At 69.9% G+C, this 25,536-nt stretch carries 32 protein-coding genes and 1 pseudogene; 18 read left to right on the top strand and 15 right to left on the bottom strand.

Annotated features, from left to right (window positions below; all coding sequences use genetic code 11):
* Nucleotides 1-13 precede the first annotated feature (13 nt).
* Both ATL45_RS37475 and ATL45_RS37470 read right to left on the bottom strand, forming a co-directional pair.
* Nucleotides 14-1,123, bottom strand: a complete 1,110-nt coding sequence (locus ATL45_RS37475; protein WP_093146176.1) for an enolase C-terminal domain-like protein — start codon at nucleotides 1,121-1,123, stop codon at nucleotides 14-16.
* Complete coding sequence (locus tag ATL45_RS37470; protein ID WP_093146175.1) at nucleotides 1,120-2,916, bottom strand: thiamine pyrophosphate-requiring protein; 1,797 nt, start codon at nucleotides 2,914-2,916, stop codon at nucleotides 1,120-1,122. Before ATL45_RS37470 ends, ATL45_RS37475 begins: the two co-directional genes overlap by 4 nt.
* A gap of 169 nt (nucleotides 2,917-3,085) precedes the next feature.
* On the opposite strand from ATL45_RS37470, the gene ATL45_RS37465 reads away from it, so the two are divergent.
* The 3 genes and pseudogenes from ATL45_RS37465 to ATL45_RS37455 form a co-directional block, all read left to right on the top strand.
* Entirely contained in the window at nucleotides 3,086-3,940 is an 855-nt protein-coding gene (locus tag ATL45_RS37465; protein ID WP_093146174.1) for an SDR family oxidoreductase, read from the top strand.
* A gap of 40 nt (nucleotides 3,941-3,980) precedes the next feature.
* Nucleotides 3,981-4,622 (top strand): UdgX family uracil-DNA binding protein, encoded by a 642-nt coding sequence (locus ATL45_RS37460; protein WP_093146173.1) that lies wholly within the window; start codon nucleotides 3,981-3,983, stop codon nucleotides 4,620-4,622.
* Nucleotides 4,623-4,630: 8 nt separating this feature from the next.
* Nucleotides 4,631-5,296: pseudogene (locus tag ATL45_RS37455) on the top strand (Ppx/GppA phosphatase family protein); the annotation flags it as partial.
* 144 nt (nucleotides 5,297-5,440) lie between these two features.
* On the opposite strand, the gene tal reads toward ATL45_RS37455, so the two are convergent.
* Nucleotides 5,441-6,544: a transaldolase gene (gene tal, locus ATL45_RS37450; protein WP_093146172.1), complete on the bottom strand. Its 1,104-nt coding sequence runs from the start codon at nucleotides 6,542-6,544 to the stop codon at nucleotides 5,441-5,443.
* A gap of 208 nt (nucleotides 6,545-6,752) precedes the next feature.
* Between tal and ATL45_RS37445 the strand changes: the two genes are divergently transcribed.
* The gene (locus tag ATL45_RS37445) at nucleotides 6,753-7,037 is read left to right on the top strand and encodes a WhiB family transcriptional regulator (RefSeq protein ID WP_093146171.1); all 285 of its coding nucleotides are present in this window, start codon (nucleotides 6,753-6,755) and stop codon (nucleotides 7,035-7,037) included.
* A gap of 20 nt (nucleotides 7,038-7,057) precedes the next feature.
* Here ATL45_RS37445 and ATL45_RS37440 read toward each other — a convergent pair whose 3' ends face one another.
* Complete coding sequence (locus ATL45_RS37440) at nucleotides 7,058-8,059, bottom strand: iron-containing redox enzyme family protein (RefSeq protein ID WP_093146170.1); 1,002 nt, start codon at nucleotides 8,057-8,059, stop codon at nucleotides 7,058-7,060.
* A 224-nt stretch (nucleotides 8,060-8,283) separates the two neighbouring features.
* Here ATL45_RS37440 and ATL45_RS37435 point away from each other — a divergent pair, with 224 nt between their 5' ends.
* On the top strand, nucleotides 8,284-9,495 hold the full coding sequence (locus ATL45_RS37435) for an IS110 family RNA-guided transposase (RefSeq protein WP_093159314.1): 1,212 nt from the start codon (nucleotides 8,284-8,286) through the stop codon (nucleotides 9,493-9,495).
* A 5-nt stretch (nucleotides 9,496-9,500) separates the two neighbouring features.
* Here the strand turns inward: ATL45_RS37435 and ATL45_RS37430 are convergent, their stop codons facing one another.
* The 4 genes from ATL45_RS37430 to ATL45_RS37415 form a co-directional block, all read right to left on the bottom strand.
* Nucleotides 9,501-9,713 (bottom strand): CDGSH iron-sulfur domain-containing protein, encoded by a 213-nt coding sequence (locus ATL45_RS37430; protein WP_121505457.1) that lies wholly within the window; start codon nucleotides 9,711-9,713, stop codon nucleotides 9,501-9,503.
* Entirely contained in the window at nucleotides 9,706-10,359 is a 654-nt protein-coding gene (locus ATL45_RS37425; RefSeq protein ID WP_177242116.1) for a HemK2/MTQ2 family protein methyltransferase, read from the bottom strand. Before ATL45_RS37425 ends, ATL45_RS37430 begins: the two co-directional genes overlap by 8 nt.
* Before the next feature lie 50 nt (nucleotides 10,360-10,409).
* Nucleotides 10,410-11,390 carry an L-histidine N(alpha)-methyltransferase gene (locus ATL45_RS37420; protein ID WP_246025762.1) on the bottom strand — a complete coding sequence of 327 codons (981 nt, stop codon included), beginning with the start codon at nucleotides 11,388-11,390 and terminating at the stop codon, nucleotides 10,410-10,412.
* A 137-nt stretch (nucleotides 11,391-11,527) separates the two neighbouring features.
* On the bottom strand, nucleotides 11,528-11,929 hold the full coding sequence (locus ATL45_RS37415) for a LuxR family transcriptional regulator (RefSeq protein ID WP_093160125.1): 402 nt from the start codon (nucleotides 11,927-11,929) through the stop codon (nucleotides 11,528-11,530).
* A 278-nt stretch (nucleotides 11,930-12,207) separates the two neighbouring features.
* Between ATL45_RS37415 and gad the strand changes: the two genes are divergently transcribed.
* Nucleotides 12,208-13,491: a glutamate decarboxylase gene (gene gad, locus ATL45_RS37410; RefSeq protein WP_093160128.1), complete on the top strand. Its 1,284-nt coding sequence runs from the start codon at nucleotides 12,208-12,210 to the stop codon at nucleotides 13,489-13,491.
* 17 nt (nucleotides 13,492-13,508) lie between these two features.
* Nucleotides 13,509-14,441 (top strand): nitrilase-related carbon-nitrogen hydrolase, encoded by a 933-nt coding sequence (locus ATL45_RS37405; protein WP_093160130.1) that lies wholly within the window; start codon nucleotides 13,509-13,511, stop codon nucleotides 14,439-14,441.
* On the opposite strand, the gene ATL45_RS37400 is transcribed toward ATL45_RS37405, so the two are convergent.
* Nucleotides 14,371-15,213, bottom strand: coding sequence for a LamB/YcsF family protein (locus ATL45_RS37400; RefSeq protein ID WP_093160133.1), 843 nt, complete (start codon nucleotides 15,211-15,213; stop codon nucleotides 14,371-14,373). The two genes, ATL45_RS37405 and ATL45_RS37400, sit on opposite strands and share 71 nt — an antisense overlap.
* A gap of 169 nt (nucleotides 15,214-15,382) precedes the next feature.
* On the opposite strand from ATL45_RS37400, the gene ATL45_RS37395 reads away from it, so the two are divergent.
* From ATL45_RS37395 to ATL45_RS37370, 6 genes are all read left to right on the top strand, one after another.
* On the top strand, nucleotides 15,383-16,285 hold the full coding sequence (locus ATL45_RS37395; RefSeq protein WP_093160286.1) for a 5-oxoprolinase subunit B family protein: 903 nt from the start codon (nucleotides 15,383-15,385) through the stop codon (nucleotides 16,283-16,285).
* Entirely contained in the window at nucleotides 16,282-17,271 is a 990-nt protein-coding gene (locus tag ATL45_RS37390) for a 5-oxoprolinase subunit C family protein (protein ID WP_093160135.1), read from the top strand. Before ATL45_RS37395 ends, ATL45_RS37390 begins: the two co-directional genes overlap by 4 nt.
* A 13-nt stretch (nucleotides 17,272-17,284) precedes the next feature.
* The gene (locus ATL45_RS37385; RefSeq protein ID WP_093160138.1) at nucleotides 17,285-17,524 is read left to right on the top strand and encodes an acetyl-CoA carboxylase; all 240 of its coding nucleotides are present in this window, start codon (nucleotides 17,285-17,287) and stop codon (nucleotides 17,522-17,524) included.
* Nucleotides 17,521-18,870: an acetyl-CoA carboxylase biotin carboxylase subunit gene (locus tag ATL45_RS37380; protein WP_093160141.1), complete on the top strand. Its 1,350-nt coding sequence runs from the start codon at nucleotides 17,521-17,523 to the stop codon at nucleotides 18,868-18,870. The genes ATL45_RS37385 and ATL45_RS37380 overlap by 4 nt, the downstream gene beginning before the upstream one ends.
* 231 nt (nucleotides 18,871-19,101) lie before the next feature.
* Nucleotides 19,102-19,506: a DUF6292 family protein gene (locus ATL45_RS37375; RefSeq protein ID WP_093160143.1), complete on the top strand. Its 405-nt coding sequence runs from the start codon at nucleotides 19,102-19,104 to the stop codon at nucleotides 19,504-19,506.
* A gap of 14 nt (nucleotides 19,507-19,520) precedes the next feature.
* Nucleotides 19,521-19,805, top strand: coding sequence for a DUF2188 domain-containing protein (locus tag ATL45_RS37370; RefSeq protein ID WP_093160146.1), 285 nt, complete (start codon nucleotides 19,521-19,523; stop codon nucleotides 19,803-19,805).
* Between the two features lie 9 nt (nucleotides 19,806-19,814).
* Here the strand turns inward: ATL45_RS37370 and ATL45_RS37365 are convergent, their stop codons facing one another.
* Nucleotides 19,815-20,045 carry a hypothetical protein gene (locus ATL45_RS37365; RefSeq protein WP_093160148.1) on the bottom strand — a complete coding sequence of 77 codons (231 nt, stop codon included), beginning with the start codon at nucleotides 20,043-20,045 and terminating at the stop codon, nucleotides 19,815-19,817.
* A gap of 165 nt (nucleotides 20,046-20,210) precedes the next feature.
* Between ATL45_RS37365 and ATL45_RS37360 the strand changes: the two genes are divergently transcribed.
* On the top strand, nucleotides 20,211-20,732 hold the full coding sequence (locus tag ATL45_RS37360) for a DUF1360 domain-containing protein (protein ID WP_093160151.1): 522 nt from the start codon (nucleotides 20,211-20,213) through the stop codon (nucleotides 20,730-20,732).
* On the opposite strand, the gene ATL45_RS37355 is transcribed toward ATL45_RS37360, so the two are convergent.
* From ATL45_RS37355 to ATL45_RS37340, 4 genes are all read right to left on the bottom strand, one after another.
* Nucleotides 20,705-22,006 (bottom strand): ATP-grasp domain-containing protein, encoded by a 1,302-nt coding sequence (locus tag ATL45_RS37355; protein ID WP_246025760.1) that lies wholly within the window; start codon nucleotides 22,004-22,006, stop codon nucleotides 20,705-20,707. The genes ATL45_RS37360 and ATL45_RS37355 overlap by 28 nt on opposite strands.
* A 55-nt stretch (nucleotides 22,007-22,061) precedes the next feature.
* Complete coding sequence (locus ATL45_RS37350; RefSeq protein ID WP_093160153.1) at nucleotides 22,062-22,586, bottom strand: hypothetical protein; 525 nt, start codon at nucleotides 22,584-22,586, stop codon at nucleotides 22,062-22,064.
* Nucleotides 22,587-22,801: 215 nt separating this feature from the next.
* Nucleotides 22,802-22,993 (bottom strand): hypothetical protein, encoded by a 192-nt coding sequence (locus tag ATL45_RS37345; RefSeq protein ID WP_093160156.1) that lies wholly within the window; start codon nucleotides 22,991-22,993, stop codon nucleotides 22,802-22,804.
* Nucleotides 22,994-23,015: 22 nt separating this feature from the next.
* The gene (locus ATL45_RS37340) at nucleotides 23,016-23,228 is read right to left on the bottom strand and encodes a DUF2795 domain-containing protein (protein ID WP_093160158.1); all 213 of its coding nucleotides are present in this window, start codon (nucleotides 23,226-23,228) and stop codon (nucleotides 23,016-23,018) included.
* 140 nt (nucleotides 23,229-23,368) lie between these two features.
* On the opposite strand from ATL45_RS37340, the gene ATL45_RS39215 reads away from it, so the two are divergent.
* Both ATL45_RS39215 and ATL45_RS37330 read left to right on the top strand, forming a co-directional pair.
* On the top strand, nucleotides 23,369-23,521 hold the full coding sequence (locus tag ATL45_RS39215) for a hypothetical protein (protein WP_170210466.1): 153 nt from the start codon (nucleotides 23,369-23,371) through the stop codon (nucleotides 23,519-23,521).
* A gap of 115 nt (nucleotides 23,522-23,636) precedes the next feature.
* The gene (locus tag ATL45_RS37330) at nucleotides 23,637-24,206 is read left to right on the top strand and encodes a hemerythrin domain-containing protein (RefSeq protein ID WP_093160163.1); all 570 of its coding nucleotides are present in this window, start codon (nucleotides 23,637-23,639) and stop codon (nucleotides 24,204-24,206) included.
* Between the two features lie 61 nt (nucleotides 24,207-24,267).
* Here ATL45_RS37330 and ATL45_RS37325 read toward each other — a convergent pair whose 3' ends face one another.
* Nucleotides 24,268-24,423 (bottom strand): DUF6131 family protein, encoded by a 156-nt coding sequence (locus ATL45_RS37325; RefSeq protein ID WP_235863772.1) that lies wholly within the window; start codon nucleotides 24,421-24,423, stop codon nucleotides 24,268-24,270.
* A gap of 185 nt (nucleotides 24,424-24,608) precedes the next feature.
* Here ATL45_RS37325 and ATL45_RS37320 point away from each other — a divergent pair, with 185 nt between their 5' ends.
* Nucleotides 24,609-25,007 (top strand): ChaB family protein, encoded by a 399-nt coding sequence (locus ATL45_RS37320; protein WP_093160291.1) that lies wholly within the window; start codon nucleotides 24,609-24,611, stop codon nucleotides 25,005-25,007.
* 107 nt (nucleotides 25,008-25,114) lie between these two features.
* Complete coding sequence (locus ATL45_RS37315; protein ID WP_093160168.1) at nucleotides 25,115-25,513, top strand: DUF2267 domain-containing protein; 399 nt, start codon at nucleotides 25,115-25,117, stop codon at nucleotides 25,511-25,513.
* The last annotated feature ends 23 nt before the right edge of the window (nucleotides 25,514-25,536 follow it).

The raw sequence follows: 25,536 nt of genomic DNA, 5'->3' as shown, positions 1-25,536 counted from the left end.
CGTCGGGCTCCTCTCAGCTGATCCGGAAGCGGTGCGCGTCGGGTTCCTTGAGCCTCATGCCGTGACCCGGTCGGGAGAGTTCGGCGCGCACCTCGCCACCGCTGGGGTCGAGAGTTCCGTCGAACAGCATCGACTCGATGCGGTCGTGGTCGTGGAACCACTCCAGGTGCCGCGCGTTGGGAGTGGCCAGCGCGACGTGGGCGCTGAGGTTCTGGGCGCAGTGCCCGGAGATCTCCCGGTTCCGCGCGGCGGCCAGCGCCGCCACCCGCAGCCATTCGCCGAAACCGCCGCAGCGGGTCACGTCGACCTGGAGGCAGTCGACCGCTCCGGCGTCGAGCATGGCCGCGAAGTAGGGGAGCTGGTAGCCGTACTCCCCGGCGGCCACGTCAGCATCTACGGACTCCCGGACGTCGCGCAGACCGGCGAGGTCATCGCTGGAGACCGGCTCTTCGAACCACAGCACGTCGCGTTCGTCGAGCCGCGTCCCCACCCGCACCGCCTGCGCCGGCGCGTACGCGCCGTTGGCATCGACGTAGAGCGCGGTGTCCGGCCCCACCACCTCGCGGGCCAGGTCGACCCGTTCGAGGTCGCGGTCGACGTGGCGGCCCCACCCCTCACCGATCTTGATCTTCACCGCGGGCATCCCGAGCCGGTCCGCCCAACGCCGCAGCTGATCGGCGAGCTGGTGGTCGTCGTAGCTGGTGAACCCGCCGCTGCCGTAGACCGGAACCGATTCCCCGGCCCTGCCGAGCAAGCGGCACAGCGGAAGTCCCACGACGCGGGCGGCGGCGTCCCACAGCGCGATCTCGGTCGCCGACATCGCGCACGACACCAGGCCCGGCCTGCCGAGGTTGCGGATCGCCCGCTGCATCGACTGCCACGCCGCCGGCACGTCGAGCCCGTCGCGGCCGTCGACCGCCGCCGCGAGCACACCGCGCACGAGGTCCGCGCAGGCGGCGTCGGTGTAGGTCCAGCCGAGCCCGCTCACCTCACCGACGTCGGCGTGGACCACGACGATGGTCGTCGCGGTCCACGCCAGCGTTCCGTCCGCCTCGTCCAGGTCCGTCGGGATCCGGTACGCGCTGGCCCGCAGTCCTCGGATGCGCGTGTCCGGCGGGCTCACTCGCGGCCACGGCCCCGCGGGTAGAACTCCTGGAGCTTGGACTTCACGCCTTCGCGGACCACCGACCAGGCTTCCGGATCGCCCTTGAGCAGCGAGCTCGTGACCTTCTCCAGCTGGTCGAGGTCGGCGCGCGGCGGGATCGGCGGCACGGACGGATCGGTGACGAACTCCAGGACGCAGGGCCGGTCGCTCGCCAGCGCCTGCCGCCACGCGTCCGCGACCTGGTCCGGCGTGTCGATCCTGCTGCCGCGCAGGCCGAACTGCTCGGCCACCGCGGCGTAGCCGACGTCCGGAAGCCGCTGGGACGGGATGAACTGCGGAGCGCCGCTCATCGCGCGCAGCTCCCAGGTGACCTGGTTGAGGTCGCCGTTGTTGAGCACCGCGATGATCACCCGCGGATCGGACCACTCCTGCCAGTAGTGCGCGATGGTGATCAGCTCGTTGAGGCCGTTCATCTGCATCGCGCCATCCCCGACGAGCGCGATCACGGGCCGGTCGGGGTGGGCGAACTTGGCCCCGGTCGCGTACGGCGCACCCGGCCCCATCGTCGCGAGCGTGCCCGACAGCGAGGCCCGCATGCCGCGCCGGATCTTGAGGTGCCGCGCGTACCAGTTGGCCGCCGAACCGGAGTCGGAGGTCAGGATGACGTCGTCGGGCAGCTGCGGGGAGAGCTCGTGGAAGACCCGCTCCGGGTTCAGCGGCTCGGCGTCGACGTGGGCGCGGCGCTCCATGACGTCCCACCAGTCGCGGACGTTCTTCTCGATGGTGTCCCGCCACTTGCGGTCGGTCTTGCGGTGCAGCATCGGCAGCAGCGCCTGCAGCGTGTGCTGCGCATCGCCGACGAGGTTGACCTCGAACGGGTACCGCATGCCGATGCGGTTCGGGTCGATGTCGATCTGCACCCCGCGCGCCTGGCCGAACTGCGGCAGGAACTGGCTGTAGGGGAAGCTGGAGCCGATCACCAGCAGCGTGTCGCAGTCGCTCATCAACTGGTAGGACGGCTTCGTCCCGAGCAGACCGGCCGCACCGGTGACGAACGGCAGGTCATCGGGCAGGACGTCCTTGCCCAGCAAGGCCTTGGCGACTCCGGCACCGAGCTGGTCGGCCACCGCGACGACTTCCTCGGCGGCGTCCCGCGCGCCTTGGCCGATCATGATCGCGACCCGCTCACCGGAGTTGAGCACCTCGGCGGCGGCGCGCAGCCCCTCCGCGTCGGGCACCACCGAACACCCGGAAACCCCGGTGCTGGATGGCACCATCTTGAACTCGTGCTGCGGCGGCGAGTACGGCAGCGTCTGCACGTCCCCCGGCACGATGACGGCGGTGACCGTCCGCCGCGTCTGGGCGGTGCGCATCGCCCTGTCCAGCACGTTCGGCAACTGCTCCGGGACGGTGACCATCTCCAGGTACTCGGAGGCGACGTCCTTGTACAGCGACATCAGGTCGACTTCCTGCTGGTAGGAGCCGCCCATGGCGGACCGGGCGGTCTGCCCGATCAGCGCGACCACCGGAACCCGGTCGAGCTTGGCGTCGTAGAGGCCGTTGAGCAGGTGGATCGCTCCCGGGCCGGAAGTCGCCGCGCACACGCCCACCCGCCCGGAGAACTTCGCGTAGCCAACGGCTTCGAAGGCGGAGAGCTCCTCGTGCCGGGACTGCACGAACCGGGGCTTGTTCCCGGCGCGCTCCCACGCGGCGAGCAAGCCGTTGATCCCGTCGCCGGCGTAGGAGAAGACGTGGTCCACGCCCCACTCCCTCAGCCGGCGCAGGAGGAAGTCCGCTACCAGTTCCGCCACAGTCGTACCTCCTCGTCTCCGTGACGCGACCTCACCGGGCCATACCCAGAAGCCCGCCCGGCTATTCGGATCCCCCGGTGAAGGCCGCGCGATGCGGCGTTTGACCACCGGGTCCAGCGGCTAACCAGGAGCCGCGAAGCATCGAGCCGGTACCGAATCGGAGGCGTTCATGTCCGGAGTGGCGGGTCAGCAGCAGCAGTACCCGGGCGCGACTTCCCCGATGGAACCCGTTCCGGAAGACCGGATGGACGGCTATCAGGGCAGGGGCCTGCTGTCGGGGAAGCGGGCGCTGGTCACCGGCGGGGACTCCGGGATCGGCCGAGCTGTTTCGGTGGCCTTCGCCAAGGAGGGCGCGGACGTGTCGATCGCCTACCTCGCCGCCATGGAGGACGAGGACGCCGAGAAGACCGCCGAGCTCGTGCGCGCCGAGGGCAGGCGCTGCGCCCTGCACCGCCTGGACCTCGCGTCCGAGGAGGAGTGCGAGCGCCTCGTCCGCGAGACGGTCGAAGAGCTGGGCGGTCTCGACGTCCTGGTCAACCACGCGGGAACCCAGGCGCCGGTGGAGGACTTCACCGACACCACCACCGAGCAGTTCGACCGCACCTTCAAGGTCAACGTCTACAGCGTGTTCTGGTTGATCCGCGCCGCGCTGCCGCACCTGAGCGCGGGCTCGTCGATCATCAACACCGGGTCGGTCAACGGCTTGCGCGGGAACAAGACGCTCATCGACTACTCCGCGAGCAAGGGCGCCATCCACGTCCTCACCATGTCGTTGGCGCAGTCGCTGGCCACGACGGGTGTTCGGGTGAACTGCGTGGCGCCCGGTCCGGTGTGGACTCCGCTGATCCCGTCGACGTTGCCCGCCGAGCACGTCGAAGGGTTCGGCGAGCACGTGCCGATGGGGCGGATGGCCCATCCCGACGAGATCGCGCCGTCCTACGTCTTCTTCGCGGCCGAGCAGCTCTCGAGCTACTACACCGGCGAAGTGCTGGCCCCGGTCGGCGGTGAGACCCACCCCGGCTGAAGCCGCACCTTCCGTCCTCGTGCAGAGGGGAACCGCACCGATGGCGACCGAGTCCACCGCGGCACCGTACGTGCCGGACCGGGGCGGTCTGCGGGCACTGGAGGAGGCGTCCCGCGGCTGCCGCGGCTGCGACCTCTACCGCGCGGCGAGCCAGACGGTGTTCGGCGCGGGGCCTGCCCCGGCGCGGCTGATGTTCATCGGCGAGCAGCCCGGTGACCGGGAGGACCTGGAGGGAGAACCGTTCGTCGGCCCGGCGGGCCGGCTGCTGGACCGCGCGTTGGGCGACGCCGGGATAGACCGGAGCTCGGCATACCTGACCAACGTGGTGAAGCACTTCAAGTTCGTGCGGGAGGAGCGGGGGAAGCGCCGCATCCACCAGAAGCCGAACGCCGCGGAGATCCGCGCCTGCCGCCCATGGCTCACGGCGGAGCTCCAGGTCGTGCGCCCCGAGATCGTGGTCTGCCTCGGAGCGACGGCCGCGAAGTCGTTGCTGGGAAGCAGCTTCAGCGTCACCGCGGACCGCGGTGTGCTCCTGGACTTCCCGGACGTGCCCGAGCTCGGCTCGCAACGGCCCCGCTTGGCGCTCGCCACCGTGCACCCGTCCTCGGTCGTGCGCGCACCGGACCGGCGCTCGGCCTTCCAGGGGTTGCTGGCGGATTTGGAGGTCGTGGCGCGGGCGTGAGGGGAGCAATGCGGGAGCGCACGGCCCCGGTGGCGACGGAGCGCTCTCGGATCCGCGTGCCCGCCCGGCAGCCGTGTAGGAAGTGGCGCGCGGGGTATGTGACTGGCATGCGATTAGGTGTGCTGGACATCGGTTCCAATTCCGCGCAGTTGCAGATCGTGGACCTCCATCCCGGCGCGCCTCCGCTGCCCACCCACGCCGTCAAGGAACCCACGTTGCTGAGCGAGTCGTTCACGGCGGACGGCTCGATAGAGCCCGCGGGAGTGGAGCGCGTGGTGGAGGCCACCAGCCGAGCGCTCGTCGCGGCCAGGCAGTCCTCGGTGGAGCAGCTGTTCGCGTTCGTGACCTCTGCGATCCGCGATGCCGCGAACCGGCACCAGGTCCTGGACCGGCTGGAGCGGGAGACCGGGATCCGCCCGCAGTTCCTCAGCGGTCAGGACGAAGCCAGGCTCACCTACCTCGCGGTGCGCAGCTGGTACGGGTGGTCCGCGGGACGGCTGCTCGTCGTGGACATCGGCGGCGGGTCGATGGAGATCATGCTCGGTCGCGACGCCGAGCCGGAGCTCGCGGTCTCGCTGCCGCTGGGCGCAGGCCTGCTCACCCGGGAGTTCCTGCCCGACGATCCACGCACCGGGGAGCAGATCAGCTTGCTGCGCAAGCACATTCGCGACACCCTCCGGGACGTCATCGACCGGATTCGGTGGGAGGGCGAGCCCGCGCGATCGATAGCCGCTCCCCGCGCGAGGAACCTTCCCGGTCGGGCTGAACCGGGTTCCGGCTCCCCGCGCCGGGCGATCGCCGTCGCCGACCGAGCGCGGTCAGCTCCGGATCAGCTGCTCGCGCTTGTGCGTGATCTCGTCGAACAGCTTCTGGAACGACGCGGCGAACTTGTCCACGCCTTCGCGCTCCAGCACCGCGGTGACGTCGTCGTAGTCGACGCCGACGGCGGCGAACCGGTCGAGACGACTGCGCGCCTCGTCGACACCTCGCTCCAGGGTGTCCGCGACCTGGCCGTGGTCCTGGAAGTCGTCCAGCGTCTCCCGCGTCATCGTGTTCACGGTCTGCGGCCCGATGAGTTCCTCGACGTAGCGCACATCGCGGTATTGCGGGTTCTTCGTCGAGGTCGAAGCCCACAGGCAGCGCTGCGGGTTCGCGCCGGCGGCGGCGAGCTCCTCCCACTCGGGACCCGAGAACAGCTCCTTGTAGCCCTGGTAGGCGAGTTTGGCGTTGGCGATGGCCAGGGTGCCCTTGAGCTCCTCGTGCCCGCCGATGGCGTCGAGCCGGCGGTCGGCTTCGGTGTCGACGCGCGACACGAAGAACGACGCCACCGAGGCGACCGATCGCAGGTCTCCGCCGTTGTCCCGGAGCCGCCGCAGCCCCCGCAGGTAGGCCTTGCCCGCGGCGCGGTGCCGGTCCAGGGAGAACAGCAGCGTGACGTTGACCGGGATTCCCCTGGCGATGGACTCCTCGATGGCGGGCAGCCCGGCCAGCGTGCCGGGGATCTTCACGAAGAGGTTCGGCCGGTCGATCATCTGGTGCAACCGCGAGACCTCGGCGATGGTGGCCCGGGTGTCGTTCGCCAGGTTCGGGTCGACTTCGAGCGACACCCACCCGCCCAGGTTGTCCTGGTCGTGGTCGAAGACCTCGCGGAGGGTGTCGCACGCGGCCCGGATGTCCTCGCGCGCGATGGCCAGGAAGATCTCCTTGGGGTCGGACTCCGCGGCCAGCAGGTCGCGGAGCTGGTCGTCGTAGAAGTCCCCTTCCGCGATGGCGCCCTGGAAGATCGTCGGGTTCGAAGTCACCCCGGCCAGGCCCCGCTCGACGAGGCGGGCCAGGTCGCCGTCGCGGATGAACCGCCTGGACAGGTAGTCGACCCAGGCGCTCTGCCCGTGCTCCGCCAACGCGTGCAGTGGTGTCCTCATGGCATCTCCCGTACGAGTCGTGTCCAGCGGTCTACCCGGAAGATCCGCCGGCCACACCCGGTCGGTCCGCGCGGGCCGCGACTGGGCCGATCCGGTGAACATCGCGGATGAAATCGATCTACGTCGCAACCGGATGTGTGCGTCGGCGAGGCGCTGGGTAGCGCGCTGGACAGCCGCTGAACGTCGACAAGTGGGAGGGTGAGCAGCATTGGCCGCGACATCTCGTCTGCCCAAGCCCGTCAGCGAGGCCTGGCACTGGCAGCTTCACGCCGCTTGCCGGGACGTGAACGTCAGCCGCTTCTTCCACCCGGAGAACGAACGCGGTAGCGCACGCGAGGACCGCGAGGAGCAGGCCAAGCAGATCTGCGCCGGGTGCCCGGTGATGCGCCAGTGCCGCGAGCACGCGCTGGCGGCTCGTGAACCGTACGGCATCTGGGGTGGCCTGGGCGAGCGGGAGCGACGTGAGCTGATCGACCGGCGTCACGCCGCGTGATACCGGGGTGCGCGCCGCGTTCACGCGCTGGCGCGGGGCAGCAGTGAGCTCTCGTTCCTCGCCCAGCGCTCGAGCAGCAGCGCCTCGAACCTGCCTGCCAGGTGGATCGCGGCGCGCACCCCGAACACGACGTCAGTGGCCAGTTCCGGTTCGGCCGTCAGCAGCGGGCCGAGCACGCCGCGGCGGACCAGCTGTTCGTGGACCGCGTCGGCCTCGACGTGCTCGGCGTAGAAGTCGATGGCCTCGGGGCTGCAGCCCAGCCGCCGCATCGCCCGGACGAGCCGGTCGGAGCCGGGCGAGGAGGTCAGCTCGACCGTGGCGAACTGCCCGAGCAGAGCACCTCGCAGGCTGCGGTGCAACCCGCACATCGACATCAGGTTGACCTCGGCGAGCGCCTCGGCCGGCACGACGTCGAGATGCGCCCCGTAGCGGTCGTCCACGCCGAGCGCGCGCATCATCACGGCGAACAGGTGGGAGTGCATGCGCTCAGGTTGGCCGGCGCCGTACTCGTCGTGCTCGACGGTGACGAAGCAGGCTTTGGCGGCCCCGGACAGCCGCGGGATCACCCAGGCTTGCGGGTCCGCCTCCTTGAGGTGGTAGAGGGAGCGGTGCGTCACGTACTCGCGCAGCTGCCACAGCTGGCCGTCGCGGCGGAGGTGGTGCGTGGCGCCCCAGGCGTCCGACGGCTCGACGAGCAGGCGTTGCAGCTCGGCCGCCACGTCGTGGCCGACCGGGATGTCGTCGCGCAGGGTGGACAGGAACGCCAGCTCGAGTTCTCGGCGGAGCGCCAGCAGCTCGGGATCCCACTCCCGCTCCGGCTCCACACCGCGAAATCCGCGGTAGTGCAGTTCGTACAGGCAGTAGAGGGCGAGCTGCAGATCTAGCCCGTAGGGTTCGGCGTCGTCGTGCGGTGCCGGGGTCGAGCCGTCGCGGAGCGCTTCGACGACTCCCGCTGAGAGCGGGCCGCGGGGAGCCGGCAGCTCGGGGACCTCAGTGCTGCTGACCGTCCCTGTTGGTCGCATCGTTGTCCCTAAGGTTGATGTTGTTCGGGGTTGGATGCCCTGGATGCCCAGGGCGACGGGGTGTGGCTGATCGTTGTCTGCCGCGCGGTGGCTCGGAAGGAATGGCCGCCCTGTCGTTCTGGACGCCCTGGCCACTGATTCAGATCTGATGCGGACTGTCGCTGTTTAGGGACCTGTTGGCGGGGTTGTCCACGGGGTTGACCTGCGATAACAGGAGATCTTGCGTGAAGGTTCGGCCAGTGATCTGGGTCGGGATCGACGCGGGCAAGACCATCCATCACGCGTGTGCGATGGATAGCGAAGGCAAGGTCGTCTTCTCGCAGAAGGTGACCAACGACCAGACCGCGATCGAGCAGCTCATCGCCCGCGCGAACAAGACCGCCACCGAGGTGCGGTGGGCGGTCGATCTGACCAGCAACGCCGCCGCGCTGCTGTTGGCCGTACTGGTCACCGCCGGCCAACGAGTGGCATACGTGCCCGGCCGGGTGGTCAATCGCATGACCGGCGTGTTCCGCGGTGAGGCCAAATCCGACGCCAAAGACGCCCGGATCATCGCCGAAACCGCCCGCATGCGCTCGGACCTCACCGAACTGTCCACACCAGACGAATTGGTGGTCGAACTGACCCGGCTGACCGCCCACCGGGAGGACTTGATGGCCGACTGGGTGCGGGGCGTCAACCGCCTGCGTGACCTGCTGACCAGCATCTTCCCCGCACTGGAACGCGCCTTCGACTACTCCACACGCAGCGCGTTGATCCTGGTAGCGGGCTACCAGACCCCTGATGCCGTCCGAGCAGCCGGCGAGCACGGTCTGACGCGACATCTGCTCGACCACAGCGCGTGGGCCAAGGGGACACCGTCCATGGTGGACAAAACCTTGGCAGCTGCGGCATCCCAGACCGTGCGGCTGCCCGGTGAGACCACCACCGCTGTGCTTATCGCCCGCCTGGCCCGGCAACTGCTCGACCTGGACCGGGAAATCAAAGACACCGACAAGCTGATCAAGGACCGCTTCCGCGCCCACCCGCAGGCCGAGATCATCGAATCGCTGCCCGGGCTGGGACCGATCTTGGGTGCGGAGTTCATCGTGGCCACCGGCGGCGACCTGGCCGCCTTCGCCAACTCCGGGCGCCTGGCCTCTTACGCAGGCCTGGTACCCGTCCCGCAGGACTCCGGGCGTGTCACCGGTAACCTCCGCCGCCCCAAGCGCTACAACCGCAAGCTGCGCCGGGTGTTCTACATGGCCGCCCTCTCCAGCATCCGAGCAAACGGCCCCTCGCGGACGTTCTACGACAAAAAACGCGGTGAGCGACTGATCCACACCCAGGCCCTGCTCGCCCTGGCCCGACGCCTGGTCGACGTGCTCTGGGCCTTGCTGCGCGACGGCCGGACCTTCACACCAACCGCGCCACCACCCGCTACCACTGCGGCTTGACACGATCATTCAGATTCCTTCCGACGATTTCGGGCGCAGCGGCGATGACTGGTGTCGCACATCGGGTAGCGGCGACTCCGCCGGCAGGTGCACAGCGCGGTGACCGCACGTTCGGACCGGATGCGGACCCCGTCCGGCATGACCAGCTCGACCGGGCCGTGGATGAGCACCGGCCCCTCGCCGGTGATCTCGACGCGCGCCGGCGAGCGGTCAGGCACGGCGCGCCTCCACGACGACCAGTTCCTCCTCGCGGCGGCCCGGCTCCACCAGCTCCCGGCCTTCCAGGAGTGCGGCGCGCGCTCGCATCACCGGTCCGAACGGCACGATCGACCGCTCGATCACCTGCGCCCGTAGGCCGGCTTCGCGCATGCGCGCCACGGTCGCGCTCTCGTCGCACACCTCGGACTGCACGATCAGGACCGTGCCGTCGCGGGTGAGCGCCCGGACGGCCCCGGCGCAGATCCGGTCGAGCACCTGCCTGCCGTCCACACCGGCGTCCCAGCAGCGAGCGATCCGGTGGCGGGGGAGCGCCGGAGTGGGCGCGGGCACGTAGGGCGGGTTGGCCAGCACGAGATCGAACACCTGGCCCCGCACCGGCTCGAAGAGATCACCGCGGCGCACGACGACGGAGGCCCGGTGCGCACGGGCGTTGAGCCACGTGGCGGCGATCGAGCGGATGGAGAGGTCCACCGCGGTGACCGATGCGGCACCCGCCCGGGCTGCCGCGAGGGCCAGGGCGCCGGTCCCGCAACCGAGGTCCAGCACGCGGCGGCCACGGGCGTAACCGCCTCGGCGCATGACACCGGCCAGCAGCGATGTGTCGTCGGCTGCCCGGTACACGCCGGGCGGGCGCACGAGGTGCATGCCAAGCCCCATACCCAGCGGCGACCGGGCGAAACGTCCGGTGGTGAGCCTCAGCGGCGGTGGAACAGGAAGATCCCGTAGCGCCAGCGCTCATCCGTCCAGCACGAGCCGGGGACGAGGCCGAACTCGCGCATCTCGTCGGCGAGGCGCACCGGGTCGAACTTCGCGGAGATCCCGACGTTGATCACATCACCGGCCCGGAAGGCCATGCTGAGGCCCAGCGCGCGCAGTCGCGCCACGTGCTCGGACGTGGCGTGGAGGTGACCTTCGACCGCCTGGATCCGCTCGTTGAAATGCGCCTCGGCCCAGAACTGGTCGAGCGCGAAATCACCGTCGAAGCGGCGGTTGAGGTGGGTCAGGTGGTTGAGCCGGAAGCGCGCGAACGCCGAATGCCCTGGCGGGTCGTTGTAGCAGCGTTCGAGGATGTCCGCTGGCTTGATCAGGTCCGCCGACACGAGGAAGCGGTCGCCGGGCGCGAGCGTGCGCACGATCTCGGCGATCAGCGCGCGGCGTTCGGCCGCGGTGGCGTTTCCCAGGGTGCTCCCCAGCAGCATCGCCGTCACGGCCGAGGTCCGCTCGCGGCGGATCCACTCGAGTCCGGCTTCGTACCGGCCCCACAGGCCCCGCACGACCACCTCCGGGCACTCGGTGGCCAGCGCGTCACCGCTGGAGACGAGCATCTCGTGGCTGACGTCGATCGGCAGGTACGCGGTGTCCCGCCGGGCGGCGCACGCGGCGAGCAGCACCCGCGTCTTCTTCCCGCTGCCGCTGCCGAGTTCGGCGACCCACGGTGTGCCGACCGCGTCCGCGATCGCGCTGGCGTGCCGCCGCATCAGGCGGTCTTCCACTCGGGTCAGGTAGTAGTTCGGGAGTTCGGTGATCTCCTCGAAGAGCTGCGAGCCGAGGTCGTCGTAGCCGAAGTGCGGTGGGATCCGCGGCGGTGCCTCCCGCAGCGCGGACCGCAGGCAATCACCATCGGCCCAGAAGTCGGTGTCGCCGTCCACGGCTTCGACCGCAGTTGCTCCGCCCACCTCGCGCACCTCCCTCGCCGCTGGTACCGGTTCCCGCAGTGGGATGTCGAACCAGTGTTGGCGGCAACTCCGGCGACCGAAACTCGGGCGGTGGTCCGCCGGAACGGACCACTCGGCGGCCAACACGTCCAGGCGGACTAGTCCGCACCGCCGAACCCGCTGACCCCGTTGCTGCCCAGTGCCTTCACCACCGCGGATGTCCGGTCACCAACGTCGAGCTTCGTGAAGAGGTTGCGTAGGTGGTTCTTCACGGTGCGCTCGGAGATGCCCAGCGTGCGGGCGATCTCCCGGTTGGAGAGCCCGCGCATCAACTGACCGAGCACTTCCTCCTCCCGCTTCGTCAGCGGCGGGAGCACTCCGCCGGTCACGGCGACGTGGGTGTCACGATCGCCGTTGTGGGATTGCTCGAGCCGAACCCGCATCGCGACGAGCCGGCTCACATGGCCCAGCACGTGCCGCATCGCGCGGGAGTGCTCGACGGCCTCGTGCAGCAGAGCGGCTATCGCGCGGTCCAGCGCCCGCTCGTCGGCACGGCCCATCAAGCGCCTCCACTTCCCGCACGGCCCGGTCGTCCAGATGGGGCACCCGTGCCCGGTTTGTCGACCGCTCACCCCTTATTTCGCCACGCGATCTGCGCAGCAGTTCGGCCCGGCGGGCAAATCGCTCGAATGCCGACCGGGTAGACCCGTATAGCCGAACGCCGCCCGGTCCTGGCACCCGTCCGGAAGGGCTGGGCCGAATTGTTCATGGCACCGCGCGCTCCGCCGCTCGTAGCGTGGCCGTCGTACGGCAGACCACGAGCGAAAGGGGGTACGCGATGTCGGCTCTGCTAGAGGGGAGCGTGGCGTTGCCACAGTCCTCACCAGAATGCTGCGATGCGTTCCCGCAATCCGGCCTGGACGCGATGACGGCCTCCGAAGTCGTCCGCCAGAGGCTGCGCGGCGACTGCGCACCAGCCCGCAACCTCGCCACCTTCCTGACCACGACCATCGACCCGGAGGCCCAGCGGCTCTTCCACGACTACGCGAACTGCAACTTGGTCGATCGCGAGCAGTACCCGGCGGTCGACGAACTGGTGCACGACTGCGTGCGGATGATCGGTTCGCTCTGGCACGGTGAAGCGTGCCGGGTGGTCGGCAGCGCGACCACCGGTTCCAGCGAGGCGGCGCTGCTGGCCGGAGCTGCGCTGCTGCGGCGCTGGCAGGCGCGCGCCGGAACGGAAGGGCTGCGCCCGAACCTCGTCATGGGAGCGAGCGCGCACGCCTGCTGGCAGAAATTCTGCCGCCACTGGGGAGTGGAGGCGCGCATCGCACCGGCAGCGCCGGACCGCCTCGGCTTGGACGGGCCGAGCGCCGCCGGCCTGTGCGATGAGGAAACCATCGGCGTCATCGCCGTGCTCGGTACTACAGTGGACGGACGTTACGAGCCGGTACGGGAGATCGCCGGGGCGCTCGACGCGCTCGAGCAGCGGCGCGGGATCGACGTGCCCGTCCACGTCGACGCGGCCTCCGGGGGATTCATCGCGCCGTTCTTGGACAGCGAGCTGCGGTGGGACTTCCAGCTCTCGCGCGTGGTGTCCATCAATGCTTCGGGCCACAAGTCCGGCCTGGTGCTGCCCGGACTGGGCTGGCTGCTGTGGCGGGACGCCAGCTGGCGCCGACCGGAACTGGGGCAGCGGGTCAACTACCTGGGTGGCGATGAGACGCATTACGAGCTGAGCTTCTCCAGACCGGCCGCCCCGGTGGTCCTCCAGTACTACAACTTCGTCCGGTTCGGATTCACCGGTTTCCGCGCCGTGCACGAGCGCTGCCGGTCCCTCGCAAGGCAGCTGGCCGATCGCTTGCGCGGCATCGGTCGGCTCCGGCTGCTCTCGGACGGCAGCGAGTTGCCGGTCATCGCCCTGACCGCGGGGCCGGAGCTCAAGTTGGAGCAATTGGCGATGCACCTGGCGAACCGGGGGTGGGCGGTGCCCGTCTACGCGCTTCCCGGGGAGCTTTCCGACATCGAAGTGATGCGAGTCGTCGTCCGCAGCGATCTCAGCGCGGCAGAAGTGGAGCGTTTCTCCGCTGCGGTTGAGGAATTCGCCACCGCGGCGAACTGATCAGGAGAGGAGTTGCCATGCGTCCTGTGCGCATCGTCAGCCGCTTGAGCCACCGCGAGCCGCCGGAGCCAGGAACCGGGCTGCGGCTGTCGCTTTTCCAAGCGGAGAACCCGGCCGGATCGCCTGATGCGGTGAAGACAAACCTGGCCAGGATGGAAGAGGCAGTCGCGTTGGCGGCGGGCTACCGCACCCAGCTCTGCGTCTTCCCGGAGTGCTTTAACACCGGCTACGCGCTCGGCCCCGATGAGTGCCGGCTGCTGGCGGAGCCCTGCGACGGCCCGTCCGTCGAACTGGCCCGCGAGCTGTCGCAGGAGCACGGGGTGGGGATCGTGTTGCCCTACGTGGAGCGGTCCGAGACCGGTGCCACGCACGATTCGGTGGCGGTCGTCGTCGGCGGGCTGCTCTGCGCCAACTACCGCAAGACGCACCTGTACGGGGCCGCGGAACGCGCGAACTTCACGCCCGGGGACGACCTGCCGCCGGTCGTCGAGGTGAACGGCTTCCCGGTCGGCGTGCTCAACTGCTATGAGTGCGAATTCCCGCCGCTGTACCAGAGCCTCGCCGAGCGCGGTGCGCGGCTGATCGTCGGACCCACTGCCGCCGACCGGCACTTCACGCTGCACGACGGCACACCGACGCTGGTCCCCTACCCCGACGCCACCGAGCACATCATCCCGGCGATGGCCGCAGTGTGGCGGATGTTCGTGGCCTACGCGAACCGGCGTGGTTGGGAGACCTCGGACCGGGGGCAGTGGGAGTACCGCGGCAACTCCGGGATTTGGGCACCCGACGGCACCACGGTGGTCTCGGCTGGCCCGGCGGAGCGGGCGGTGGACTCGCTGCTGGTGGCCGACTGCCTCCCGGAGGCCGTCCACCCGTTCAGCCCCGAGGGGGACCACCTCGCGGACTCCCGGATCCGCCCGTCTGACCAGCTGCTGCCAGCGGGCTGACGGACCCCCGCTGGTCCGCGACCTCGGCCATCGGCGCCAACCGCACGCACTCGGCGTCGAACCGGTCGCGGATCGCCTGCGCGACCTCGACCGCGTTCGGCCGGTCGCCGTGCAGGCAGATGGTGTCCGCGTCGACGGCGATCGCGGTGCCCGCGGCGGAGGTGACCTCGCCCCGGAGGACCGCGATCGCCTGGTCGGCGCAGTGCTGCGGCGACCTGGGCCGGGGCTCCGGCTCGATGATGATGTGCCCGGAGTCGTCGTAGTCCAGGTCGGCGAACGCCTCCCGGACCACGGGGAAACCGCGCTCGTGGAGCCGATCGGCCACGGGCCCGGCGATGAGCACCACTCGCACCCCGGGAGCGGCCGTGGCGATCGCCTCCACGACGGCCTCCGCCACGCCCTCGTCCTTCATCGTCAACCCGTACAGCGCGCCGTGCGGTTTGACGTGCGCAATGGTCGCGCCGTGGGCGTCGGCGATCGCGCGGAGCGCGCCGAACTGGTAGAGGCAGGCGTTGGCGGCTTCGGCCGGGGACATCACCAGCGCGCGCCGCCCGAAACCCACGAGGTCGGGGAAACCGGGGTGCGCGCCGAGCGAAGTGCCGCCCGCGAGCGCCAACTCGACGGACCGGCTCATCGTCGCCGGATCCCCGGCGTGCCAGCCGCAGGCGATGTTCACCGAGGTGACGAGCGGGATGAGGCGGGCGTCGTCACCGAGTCGCCACCGGCCGAAGCTCTCCCCGGCATCCGCGTTCAAATCTACGAGCGTGCGCACACGACACCTCCAGGTCGCTGTGGGCGGTGGCAATTGGATTCCCCGGGCGCGAGGGGGCCACACCGCGCCGCGCTCACCCGAAGAGGGCGAGTTCAGCCACGACCGCTCTGCGTCGAGCAGTGCCGCACCGCATCCTCGACTCGCACCCGGCGGCCGAGGAGGTGTGATCGTGAGCGCATCGGAAGTCCGGTTGCCCCCGGCCCGCTACGAGCACGGCGGGGACGAGTTCGTCTTCGTCGAGCTCGACCAGGAGATGAGCCTGGAGGCCAATCTCAAGGCGATGGCGATCACCGGGGCGCTGCGGCGCGAGGACATCGACGGGATCATCGACATCTGCCCGTCCAACGCCTCGTACCTGATCAGGCTGGATCCCGACCGGCTGCACCCGGCCGATCTGGTCGACCACCTGCGCGCGCTGGAGCACTCGGCGGGGCAGCTCCCGGACGATCACGCGGTGCGGACCCGCATCGTCGACGTGCCGGTGCTCTTCGACGATCCGTGGACCCGGGAGACGCTGCTGAAGTTCCGCGACCGGCACCAGGACCCGAGCGCGACGGATCTCGAATACGCCGCCCGCATCAACGGTTTCACCGACGTCCGGGCGCTGATCGACGCGATCACCTCGGCGCCGTTCCTGGTGACCATGCTCGGTTTCGTCCCAGGGCTGCCGTTCTGCTACCAGATGGTGCCGCGCGAGCGGCAGATCGAGGTGCCCAAGTACGTGCGCCCGCGCACCGACACACCGGAGCGGGCCTTCGGGTACGGCGGGGCTTTCGCCGTGGTCTACCCGGTGCGCGGCGCCGGCGGCTACCAGCTCTTCGGGATCGCCCCCGCCCCGGTGTTCGACCTGGCGCAGCGGCTGCCGGACTTCGCCGACGACATCGCCTTCCCGCGGCCCAGCGACGTCCTCCGGTACCGGGCCGTCGATCGCGACGAGTACGACCGCACCCGCACCGAGGTCGAATCCGGGCAGTTCCGCTACCGGACCCGCGAGGTGGAGTTCCTGCCCGCGGAGCTGCTCGCCGATCCCGACGCGGTGAACACCCGGCTGCTGGAGGTGCTGTACCGGTGAACGAACTGATCGTGCGCTCCGGCGGGTTGTCCACGACGGTGCAGGACACCGGTCGCGACGGCCAGTACGCCATCGGGATGCCTCCGTCGGGAGCGATGGACCAGTACTCCTTCGCGGTGGCCAACGCGCTGGTCGGCAACCCGCCCGGCGCTGCCGCGCTGGAGGCCACCTACCTCGGACCGGAGCTGGAGTTCACCGATCCGCGCAGCGTCGCGGTGACCGGTGCGGACTGCGACGTCGCGATCAACGGCGAACCCGCGCCGACCTGGGCGGCCCTGCGGGTGTCGGCCGGTGACGTGCTTTCCTTCGGGCAGGTCCGGGGCGGCGCGCGGCCCTACGTCGCGGTGGGCGGTGGGATCGACGTGCCGCTCTACCTGGGCTCGCGCTCGACCTACCTGCTCACCGGCATCGGCGGCTTCCACGGGCGTGCGCTGGCCGGTGGCGACCGGCTGCCGCTGGGAGAACCCGTGGGTGAGGCGCCGGTGGCGGGGACGGAAGTGCCCGGCGAACTGCGGGCCGAGTTCCCGGATGTCACCGAACTGCGGTTCGTGGCCGGGCTGTGCGCCTACCGGTTGACCGAGCGGGCGCTGGCGTCGTTCGTCGAGGTGGAGTGGAAGGTCACCAAGGACGCCGATCGCGTCGGTTACCGGCTGCGCGGCGGATCGCTGGAGTTCGTCGAACGCGAGCAGCCGTTCGGTGCCGGTCGCGACCAGGCCAACGTCGTCGATCTCGGCTATCCGGTCGGCTCGGTGCAGGTTCCGGGCGGCGACGAACCGATCGTGCTGCTCAACGACGCGGTGACCGGTGGTGGCTACGCGACCATCGGCACGGTGATCTCGGTCGACCGGGACCGCATGGCCCAGGCCAGGACGGGCGGCCGGGTGCGGTTCGCGCCGGTGGACGTCGAGACGGCGGTGGCCGCCCGTCGGGAACGGCGGGTGCGGCTGGACAAGGCGCGGGCGGCGGTGTCCGCCGAACAGCGGTGAACAGGGGGTTCTCATGTCCACAGTGGAAGCTCACGTGCCGGGGGTGTTCTACCGGCGCCCCTCGCCCGATGCGGCGCCGTTCATCGAAGCGGGCAGCGTCGTGGAGGCCGGGCAGACGATCGCACTGATCGAGATCATGAAGACCTTCAACGAGGTGAAGGCCGACAAGTCCTGCCGGGTCAGCAAGATCCTGCTGGACGACGGCGACGAGGTGGACGTCGGGCAGACGATGTTCGAGGTCGACGAGCCATGACCGGCCTGCGGAGAGTGCTGGTGGCCAACCGCGGCGAGATCGCGGTGCGGATCGTCCGCGCCTGCCACGCGGCCGGCGTCGAGGCCGTCGCGGTGTACTCCGACGCGGACGAGAACGCCCGCTGGGTCCAGCTCGCCGACGAGGCGGTGCACATCGGGAGATCCGCCGCGCAGAAGTCCTACTTGGACTCCGATGCGCTGCTCAAGGCGGCGCGGTCCGCCGATGTGGAGGCGGTGCACCCCGGTTACGGTTTCCTGTCGGAGAACGCCGCTTTCGCCCGGGCGATCGTCGAGGCCGGGCTGGTGTTCGTCGGGCCACCGCCTTCGGCGATGGAGCAGATGGGCGACAAGGCGGCCGCGCGTCGTGCCGCGCAGGCCGCCGGCGTTCCGGTGGTGCCGGGAAGCGGTCCGGTCGACGATCCGGAGGACGCCGTCCGCGTGGCCGAGGAGGTCGGGTACCCGCTGCTGGTCAAGGCGGCGGCGGGCGGCGGAGGCCGGGGGATCCGGCCGGTCGCCGACGCGGCCGAGCTGGTCGACGTGCTGCCCGGGGCACGAGCCGAGGCGCGTTCGGCGTTCGGCGACGGGACGGTCTACCTCGAGCGCGCGGTCCCCGGGGCGCGGCACGTGGAGGTGCAGGTGCTCGCCGACGAGCACGGGAACGTGGTGCACCTCTTCGAGCGGGACTGCTCCGTGCAACGGCGTCGACAGAAGCTCCTGGAAGAGGCACCCGCCTCGGACCTGCGGGAAAGCACCCGGCAGGCAATCACCTCGGCCGCGGTGCGGTTGGCCGGTCACGTCGGGTACCGCAACGCCGGAACGGTGGAGTTCCTGGTCGATTCCGACGAGAACTTCTACTTCATCGAGATGAACACCCGCGTCCAGGTCGAGCACCCGATCACCGAGGCGATCACCGGTGTCGACGTCATCGCCGAACAGCTGAGGATCGCCGGTGGCGCGGCACTGACCCTGGAGCAGGATTCGGTCGAGCGGCGGGGCGTCGCGATCGAAATGCGCATCAACGCCGAGGATCCGGAGCGCGACTTCGCCCCGACGCCCGGCGAGATCACCGCATTGCACCTGCCCGGTGGGCCTGGCGTGCGAGTGGACACCGGAATCGTGCGAGGCGACCGGATCAGCCCGTTCTACGACTCGCTGATCGCCAAGCTCATCTGCTGGGGAGCAGACCGCGAGCAGGCCTACGCCAGAGCGGGGCAGGCGCTGGCCGAGTTCCACGTCGGAGGCGTCGCCAGCACCATCTCGCTGCACCGCAGGCTGACCGCGGACCCGCGGCTCCGCGCCGGCCCGGTGCACACCGGATGGCTGGAGGAATCCCGCGCCGGGGATTGAGGTGCCCGCGAAGCCGAGCCGGGTTTCGCGCGTTCGACGAGCGGGTACTCGACGAAAACCACCGTCCGAGCGGGGCGGCTGGTTTTCCGGGGTGGCGCTGATTGCGACTGGTCCGGCCGCTGAGGCCGGGCCGGTCGCATGCGCGGTGCCGTCGACCACAGTGGTCGAGAACAACCGAATCGACGGGAATGGCCTGAACGAGCGGGTGTCGGTCGGTGAGAGGGGCCGGTGATGGAAACGACGAGTCGCGCGGTCGGCGGTCTGGTCAACTACGTCCGGAGCGTGGCCGGAGATCTCGGCGACGAGATCGCCGAGATCGATGTCGACGTGGACGGCGGCCTGGCCACGGTGATCATCCAGCTGCACTCGCACGTGCCCACGCTGATCGGCTTCCCGCTGCTGCTGACCTGGGACGAGGTCAGCGGTTGGGCGTTGCGAGTGGAGGCCGGCGGAGCGGGGCGGACCGTGTCGCTGGAATTCCTCGGCGAGAACATCCTGCCGCCGCCGGAGGCGGTGCGGGAGTTCCTGCGGGACGCGATCCGCGGCCGCAACCCGGGCACGCCGGTGGCTCCCGCGTTCCGGCTGCCCAACTCCGATGACGGTCTGGAGAGCCGGCTCGCCCGGTTCGACTGCTGAGGAGGGCGGGCGACATGGGCAGGTGGTACATCCGGCCGCTGGCCGACGGCTGGTGGAAGATCCTGAGCCCGGCCAAGGTGCAGGCAGCGGCTCCGCTGCCCACCGAGGCGCAAGCGTTCGCCGCCGCCTTCGTCATGGTCGGTGACGAAGGCGGCGGCGAACTCGCAGTGCTGGCGGACGACGAGCAACCCTGCTGCGTGCACCAGGTGCCGCCGACCAGCTCGCCCTACTGCACGGCTGCCGCGGGATCCGGCGAGGACGAGCAGCGGCTCGCGGCCGCGCACATCAGGTGCCGCTGACCAGGTGCCTCAAGCGTTCTCGTCCTTGAGGCGCTTCTGCAGGAGTTCCTTGCCCTGTTCCCCTGCCTTGTGGTTGTTGTGCTGGATCTTGCGGAACCACTCGGCGAGTTCTTCGTCGCCCTGCTTCTCGGCGTCCGCGATGTAGGTCTCCATGATCCAGACGTGTTGCAGCGACTCCTGCAGCACCGTGATCAGGTTGTAGTTCTTGTCCTTGACGGGGCTGCTCGGCTTGTCGGTCATGACACGCTCCAACAGATCGGGTTTCCTCTCTCCCAATGCGTTCCCGCCGGATCCACCGCCCCAAACGTCGGTGGATCTCGGAGGAATGGCGAGGACACCGGGTGGGAACCCCTGGACCGTCCGAACGGCGATCTCGCCGTGGTCCGGAGCTGCGCGGAGCGAAGCATGAGTGCTGATCAACCACCCGGGGCGAGTGCGGGCAAGGAACAGGCGGACCAGTACCGGGACGGCGCGCAACGGCCGCTGAGCGGCTACCTGGTCGTGATGGGCGCGTTCGTCGCGGTCGTCTCCGGGGCCGCGGGCGTCGCTCGCGGTGCCGGGCGGAGGCTGCCGTCGTCGCTGTCCGGGTTCGACGTGGTGCTGCTGATGGTCGGCACGCACAAGGTGTCCCGGACGCTGACCAAGGACGCCGTGACGAGTCCGCTGCGTTCTCCGTTCGCGCGGTACGCCGGGCAGTCCGGCCCCTCGGAGGTCGTCGAGGAGGTCCGCAAACCGAGCCAGCTGCGGCACGCGGTCGGGGAGCTGGTCACCTGCCCGTTCTGCTTGGACCTCTGGATCGCCACCGCGTTCATGATCGGCATGGTCTTCGCACCGCGGCTCACGCGGACGGTGGCGACCACGTTCTCCGTTCTCGCCGGCGCCGATTTCCTGCAGCTGTGCTACGACCGGCTGCAGTCGGAATCGTGAATCTCCGCCAGGGAGAACGGCAGCATCTCCAGGCAGCGCCGGTACTTGCGGATCAGCTCGCCCTCGTCCTGCGCCGCGAGGTAGAGGTCGGCGAGCTCGAAGCTGTAGCTGTCCTGCCCGTGCAAGTCCGAAAGGCGGTGTCCTCGGTCGGCGACGACGTCCACGATCGCCTCGGGGAACGTGCTCCGGAGGCGCTCGACGTCCTCCTCCGACGGCACGCTCCGCACCACGGCGTCGGCGAAGGTCCGCAGGAACCACTTCGCCGCCACGGCGAAGTCGCCCTGGCGATGCGGCATGAACGGTTCCTCGCCCAGCGCGAGCTTGACCATGCACAGGTGGTTGGGAGCTCCGTCGACGAACTTGAACAGCGGGGCGTGGGACTGGGACAGGCGCGGGTTGATCTCCAGGATGTTGAGCTTGTCCTGGTCCGGATCCCAGAAGTACTCGATGTTGAAGGCCGCGGAGGACAGGCCGATCTGGCGGATGACGTTTCTGGAGATCGCCGCGATCCGCTCCTGGACGTCCGCGGGCAGCTGGGACGGGTACTGGTAGCGGAGGAAGCTGGAGGAGCCCGGGTAGCACAGGGAATCGACGACTCCGTACACCCGCGGTTCCGCGTCGGCGCAGTAGCCCTCGGCCGTGACCTGAACACCGCCGACCTCCTCCTCGGCCAGGCACGCCAGGCCGCCGATCTTGGCGATCTCCGGCGGCAGCTCGAGCATGGAGAGCAGGAAGTCGAAGGCTTCGCCCACCCGGCACGCGCCCCGGCGGATCTCGGTGGCCGCTTCCGCCAGCTCGTCGGGATCTTTCACCTTGAACGCGAGGTCCGAGCAGAACGACTTGACCGGCTTCACCCACATCGGGAACGACAGGCCGGGCGGCGGATGCGGATCGTCGAGGTCGATGATCCCGAAGCCCGGGTGGGAATCGGTGACCTTGCGCTGCTCGAGCCGGCTCCAGTACTTGTGCTCGCACTTGACCACCGATTCGAGGCTCGGGCCCGGCAGGCCCGAGCGGGTGCACAGGACCGGGACCATGGAGCTGACGGGGAAGTCCCAGTAACCGACGATCGCGTCCACCGGGAACTCGAAGGAGCCGAGCCGGGCCTGCGCCTCGTCGAGCAGGCGGGCGAGCGAGACGTCGCCCAGCATCAGCTCTTCCTTCGTCAGCAAGGCGTGGAACCGGTACGGCTCGGAGCGCGCGATCTCCCGCAGCAGCATCAGGTTTCGCTCGTCCAGACCGAGGACGGCGATGTTCTTCGTCCGGTCTCCCACGCCTGGGGCCTACCCCGTCGAGGTGTCCGCTATCCCGATCGGGAGGGACCGCTTCTCAAGGGGTGACCGCTCCGCTGGTGCTCAGGGCTTCGTGGAGCGAGCGGCGGTGCAACTCGGCCAGCGGAGCCAGCAGGTCGGGGTGCCGGAGCAGGGCAGCTGCGTCCAGCTCCCGCTCGCTGGGCGAGGTGAGCCGGCGGAAGTGGTCCGGGGCGGCCGGGCCGTTGCGGGAGACGAGCACGTCGACCGCCTTCGCCGCCAAGGGCGGTTCGCCGAGCAGGCAGGCCGCCCAGCTCGCGACGACCTCGTCGACCCAGGTCCGCCACGCGTGGTCCTCCGCGCCGGGAGCAGTCGCGTTGCCCGCGATCAGCACGTCCAGGCGGCTGGAGCCACCTGGACCGGCGATCAGCACGAGGTCGGTGTCGACGGGCGTCGGGTAGCGCAACCAGGCCGCTGCGGTCACCGCCTGGTCGGCTTGGGCCTGCACCAGCGCACGGCTGAGGGCTCCGTCGGCGGGCGCGGGGTAGGCATTGGCGAGCCAGTGCGCGGTGGCCCTGATGATCGGGGAGAGGGCCGCGGACAAGTCGGGACCTCGCTTTCTCGCTGTTCGGGGACAGCTGGCCCTCACGGTAGCCACCTCGCTGACCTGCGCGAAGGGCGCGGCGGCGAGATGAGGCGGAGCGCACGTCAGAACTGACCGCGGGAACTGCGCGGTGCAAAAATCACCAACCTCGGTGGAACACGAAACAGCCCGGTGGCTGCGTGTGCAACCACCGGGCGAGCGCGGCCGGGTCGTGGTCAGGACTCTTCTCGGTCCGGTGGCGGGGGTGGCGGGGGCCGCACGTCGGTCTCCGGGTCGTCGTCGGCGGGCGGTTCCGCCTCGAGCGACTCATCGGCCCGCGTGGGGTGGCCGCTGCGGAGGTACCCCTCGAGCTCCTTCTCGAGCTCGTCGTCCTTGCGAGGTCCGTGCTTGTCCGATTCGCGTGGCATCAGAGCCCCTCCTCACCGTGGATCAACCGCCGGAACCGGCTTCCGGGTTCTGCGGGACCGCCTGCTCGACCTCATCGCTGTCCTCGTAGGTGCCCTCCGGGATGTTCTGCAGGGCGAGCAGCGTTCTGGCGCCGGTGCCGCGCTCTCGTGCGTACTCGACGAGGTCCTCCTTGGACGCGGGAAAGTCCGCTCCTTGCAGGGCTTTGCGAACCCGTCGATCGTCGGCCTCGGTCATCGGGCCTCCCTCCTGTGCGGTTCCCGACTGGCTTCGGGTACCCGGTGCGCTCGTCCGGCTATCAGATCGGTTCGTGCCGGGTACAGCTCGAGTGGAAGCGGTCGACCGTTCGAGGGCAGGTGTTCGAGGTGCGGATCGGAATGGCGCGAAAGGCGAAGATCGGGCCCGTGCGCTGGCGGCGAGGCCCGCTGGGCGCGACGACCTGGACGCTGCGGCTCGGTCCGTGGTCGTGGACCCGCCGCAGGCGTTCCAGTCGCGGATTCCGCAAGTTCCGGCTCCGGCGCTCGTCGTGACGCGGAGCTGCTCCGGCGACGAGCTGCTGCCTGGTTTGCCGGGCTTTCGACCGCGGGCATCCTCCGGGGTGCGCGCTTTCCCGATCCTGATGACCGAGGAGAAGTGGGGGACGACATGACGCAGGGCAAGACGCAGCAAGGCGATATGGTCGACGTCCTGGTCAAGGACCACCGGGTGGTCGAGAGCGCCTTCGAGGAGTACGAACGCGGCGGCCTGTCCGAGCAGGCCCGCCGAGGGCTCGTCGACCACATCATCACCGAACTGGTCCGGCATTCGGTCGCGGAGGAGCAGTACCTCTACCCGGCCGCTCGCAAGAGCCTGCCCGACGGGGATTCGGTCGCCGACCGGGAGATCCAGGAGCACGCCGAAGCGGAAGAGGTCATGAAGCAGCTCGAAGGGATGGAACCTTCGGACGCGGAGTACGACCGGCTCGTCCGCAAGCTGATCGAGGACATCAGGCACCACGTCGACGACGAGGAGCGGGACCTGTTCCCGCGGTTGCAGCAGACCTGCTCCGCGGAAGAGCTGATGGAACTCGGCTCGAAGATCACCAAGGCCAAGGAGTGGGCGCCCACCCGGCCGCACCCGTCGGCACCGGACAAGCCCCCGGCGAACATGATCCTGGACCCGGGCGCGGGCATGATCGATCGCCTGCGGGACAGCTTGTCCGGACGCGAACGGTGAGAACCGGCCGCGCTGCTGCCTTCCCGCACCGGGGAGGCAGCAGCGCGCGCAGCCGCCGGGTCTAGAACCAGTGCTTGCGGCCTGCGATGGCGTGACCGGTGCCACCGGCGATGGCCAGGACGGCGCCCACGACGACCGCGACGATGCCCAGGGTCCAGATGATCTGGATCCCGGTGAGGAACCCGATGAGGAGCAGGATGATTCCCAGCGTGATCATGATCGTCCTTTCTCCTGGTGGGATGTTGTGCACTTTTCCCCGTTCCCCGGTATTACCCGTCATCGAGGAGTTCCATACGAGCCGGCCCGCCCCCTGAACGTTCAAGGCCCGCCGGTGCGGGTACCTCAGGGGCGGAACGTCCTGCGTTCCGCGAACAGCCGATGGCGAAGGAAGAGGTAGCGGTCATGCCCGCACGGGAAGAGCTCCCTTCGACGCTGCGCCGCTCCCCGAAGGGGGCCCAGGAGACCTGGATCAAGGCGCACGACAGCGCTGTCGAGTCCTACGGGGAAGGACGGCGTGCTCACCAAACGGCCTACTCCGCCTTGAAGCACAAGTACGAGAAGGTCGGCGACCACTGGATTCCCAAGCAGCGCAAGGGACCGTCGGACGAGCAGGCCGAGCGCGGCGCCGGACAGCCGACGAAGCCCACCAGCGGCGGCGTCGACGAGAATGCGAGCAAGAGCCACCTCTACGAGGAGGCTCGAGAACTCGGCATCTCGGGCCGCTCGAAGATGACGAAGCACCAGCTCGTCGACGCATTGCGCAAGGAGAGCGACCGCCGGACCAAGCGGGCGCGGTCGTGATGTCCGCACCAGCGGAACCGGCAGCGCGCAGTGCACGCCACCGGATTCCGGTGCAGCTGCATGATGACACCCGGTGTTGTGGTCGAGCGGGAGTTCTGGGAGCGGTCATGCGCTATGACGCCTTCGTCGCGGAGGTGGAGCACCGGACCGGGTTGAGCGAGGGTGAGGCGGCGGCGCTCGGCCGGGCGACCCTGCGGACCCTGGCCGAGCGGATCCCGCCGGGAACCGCGGCCGGCCTCGCGGTGGCGTTGCCCGACGAGCTGGCCGGGCAGCTGCTCGGTGGGCGGACGCCGGGCGCGGAGGAGTTCGACATCTGCGAGTTCATCGGCCGGGTCAGCGAGCGTTCCGGGCTCGACGCGCCGCACAGCACCTACGGGGCGCGCGTCGTGTTCGGGTTGATCCACGGGATGGCCGCACGCCGGGCGGTGGACGCGGTCCGGGAGGCGCTCAGCTGCGACTTGCGCGTCCTGTTCGACGCGGGCAGCGCCGACCGGCCCGCGGTGTGAAAGTGCTCGACCGAATTCGGAGG

It is taken from the genome of Saccharopolyspora antimicrobica, assembly GCF_003635025.1.
In the GTDB taxonomy this organism is placed as follows: domain Bacteria; phylum Actinomycetota; class Actinomycetes; order Mycobacteriales; family Pseudonocardiaceae; genus Saccharopolyspora; species Saccharopolyspora antimicrobica.
Note: the sequence above shows the minus strand (reverse complement) of the source record. Positions and strands in the feature narration are given on the sequence as shown.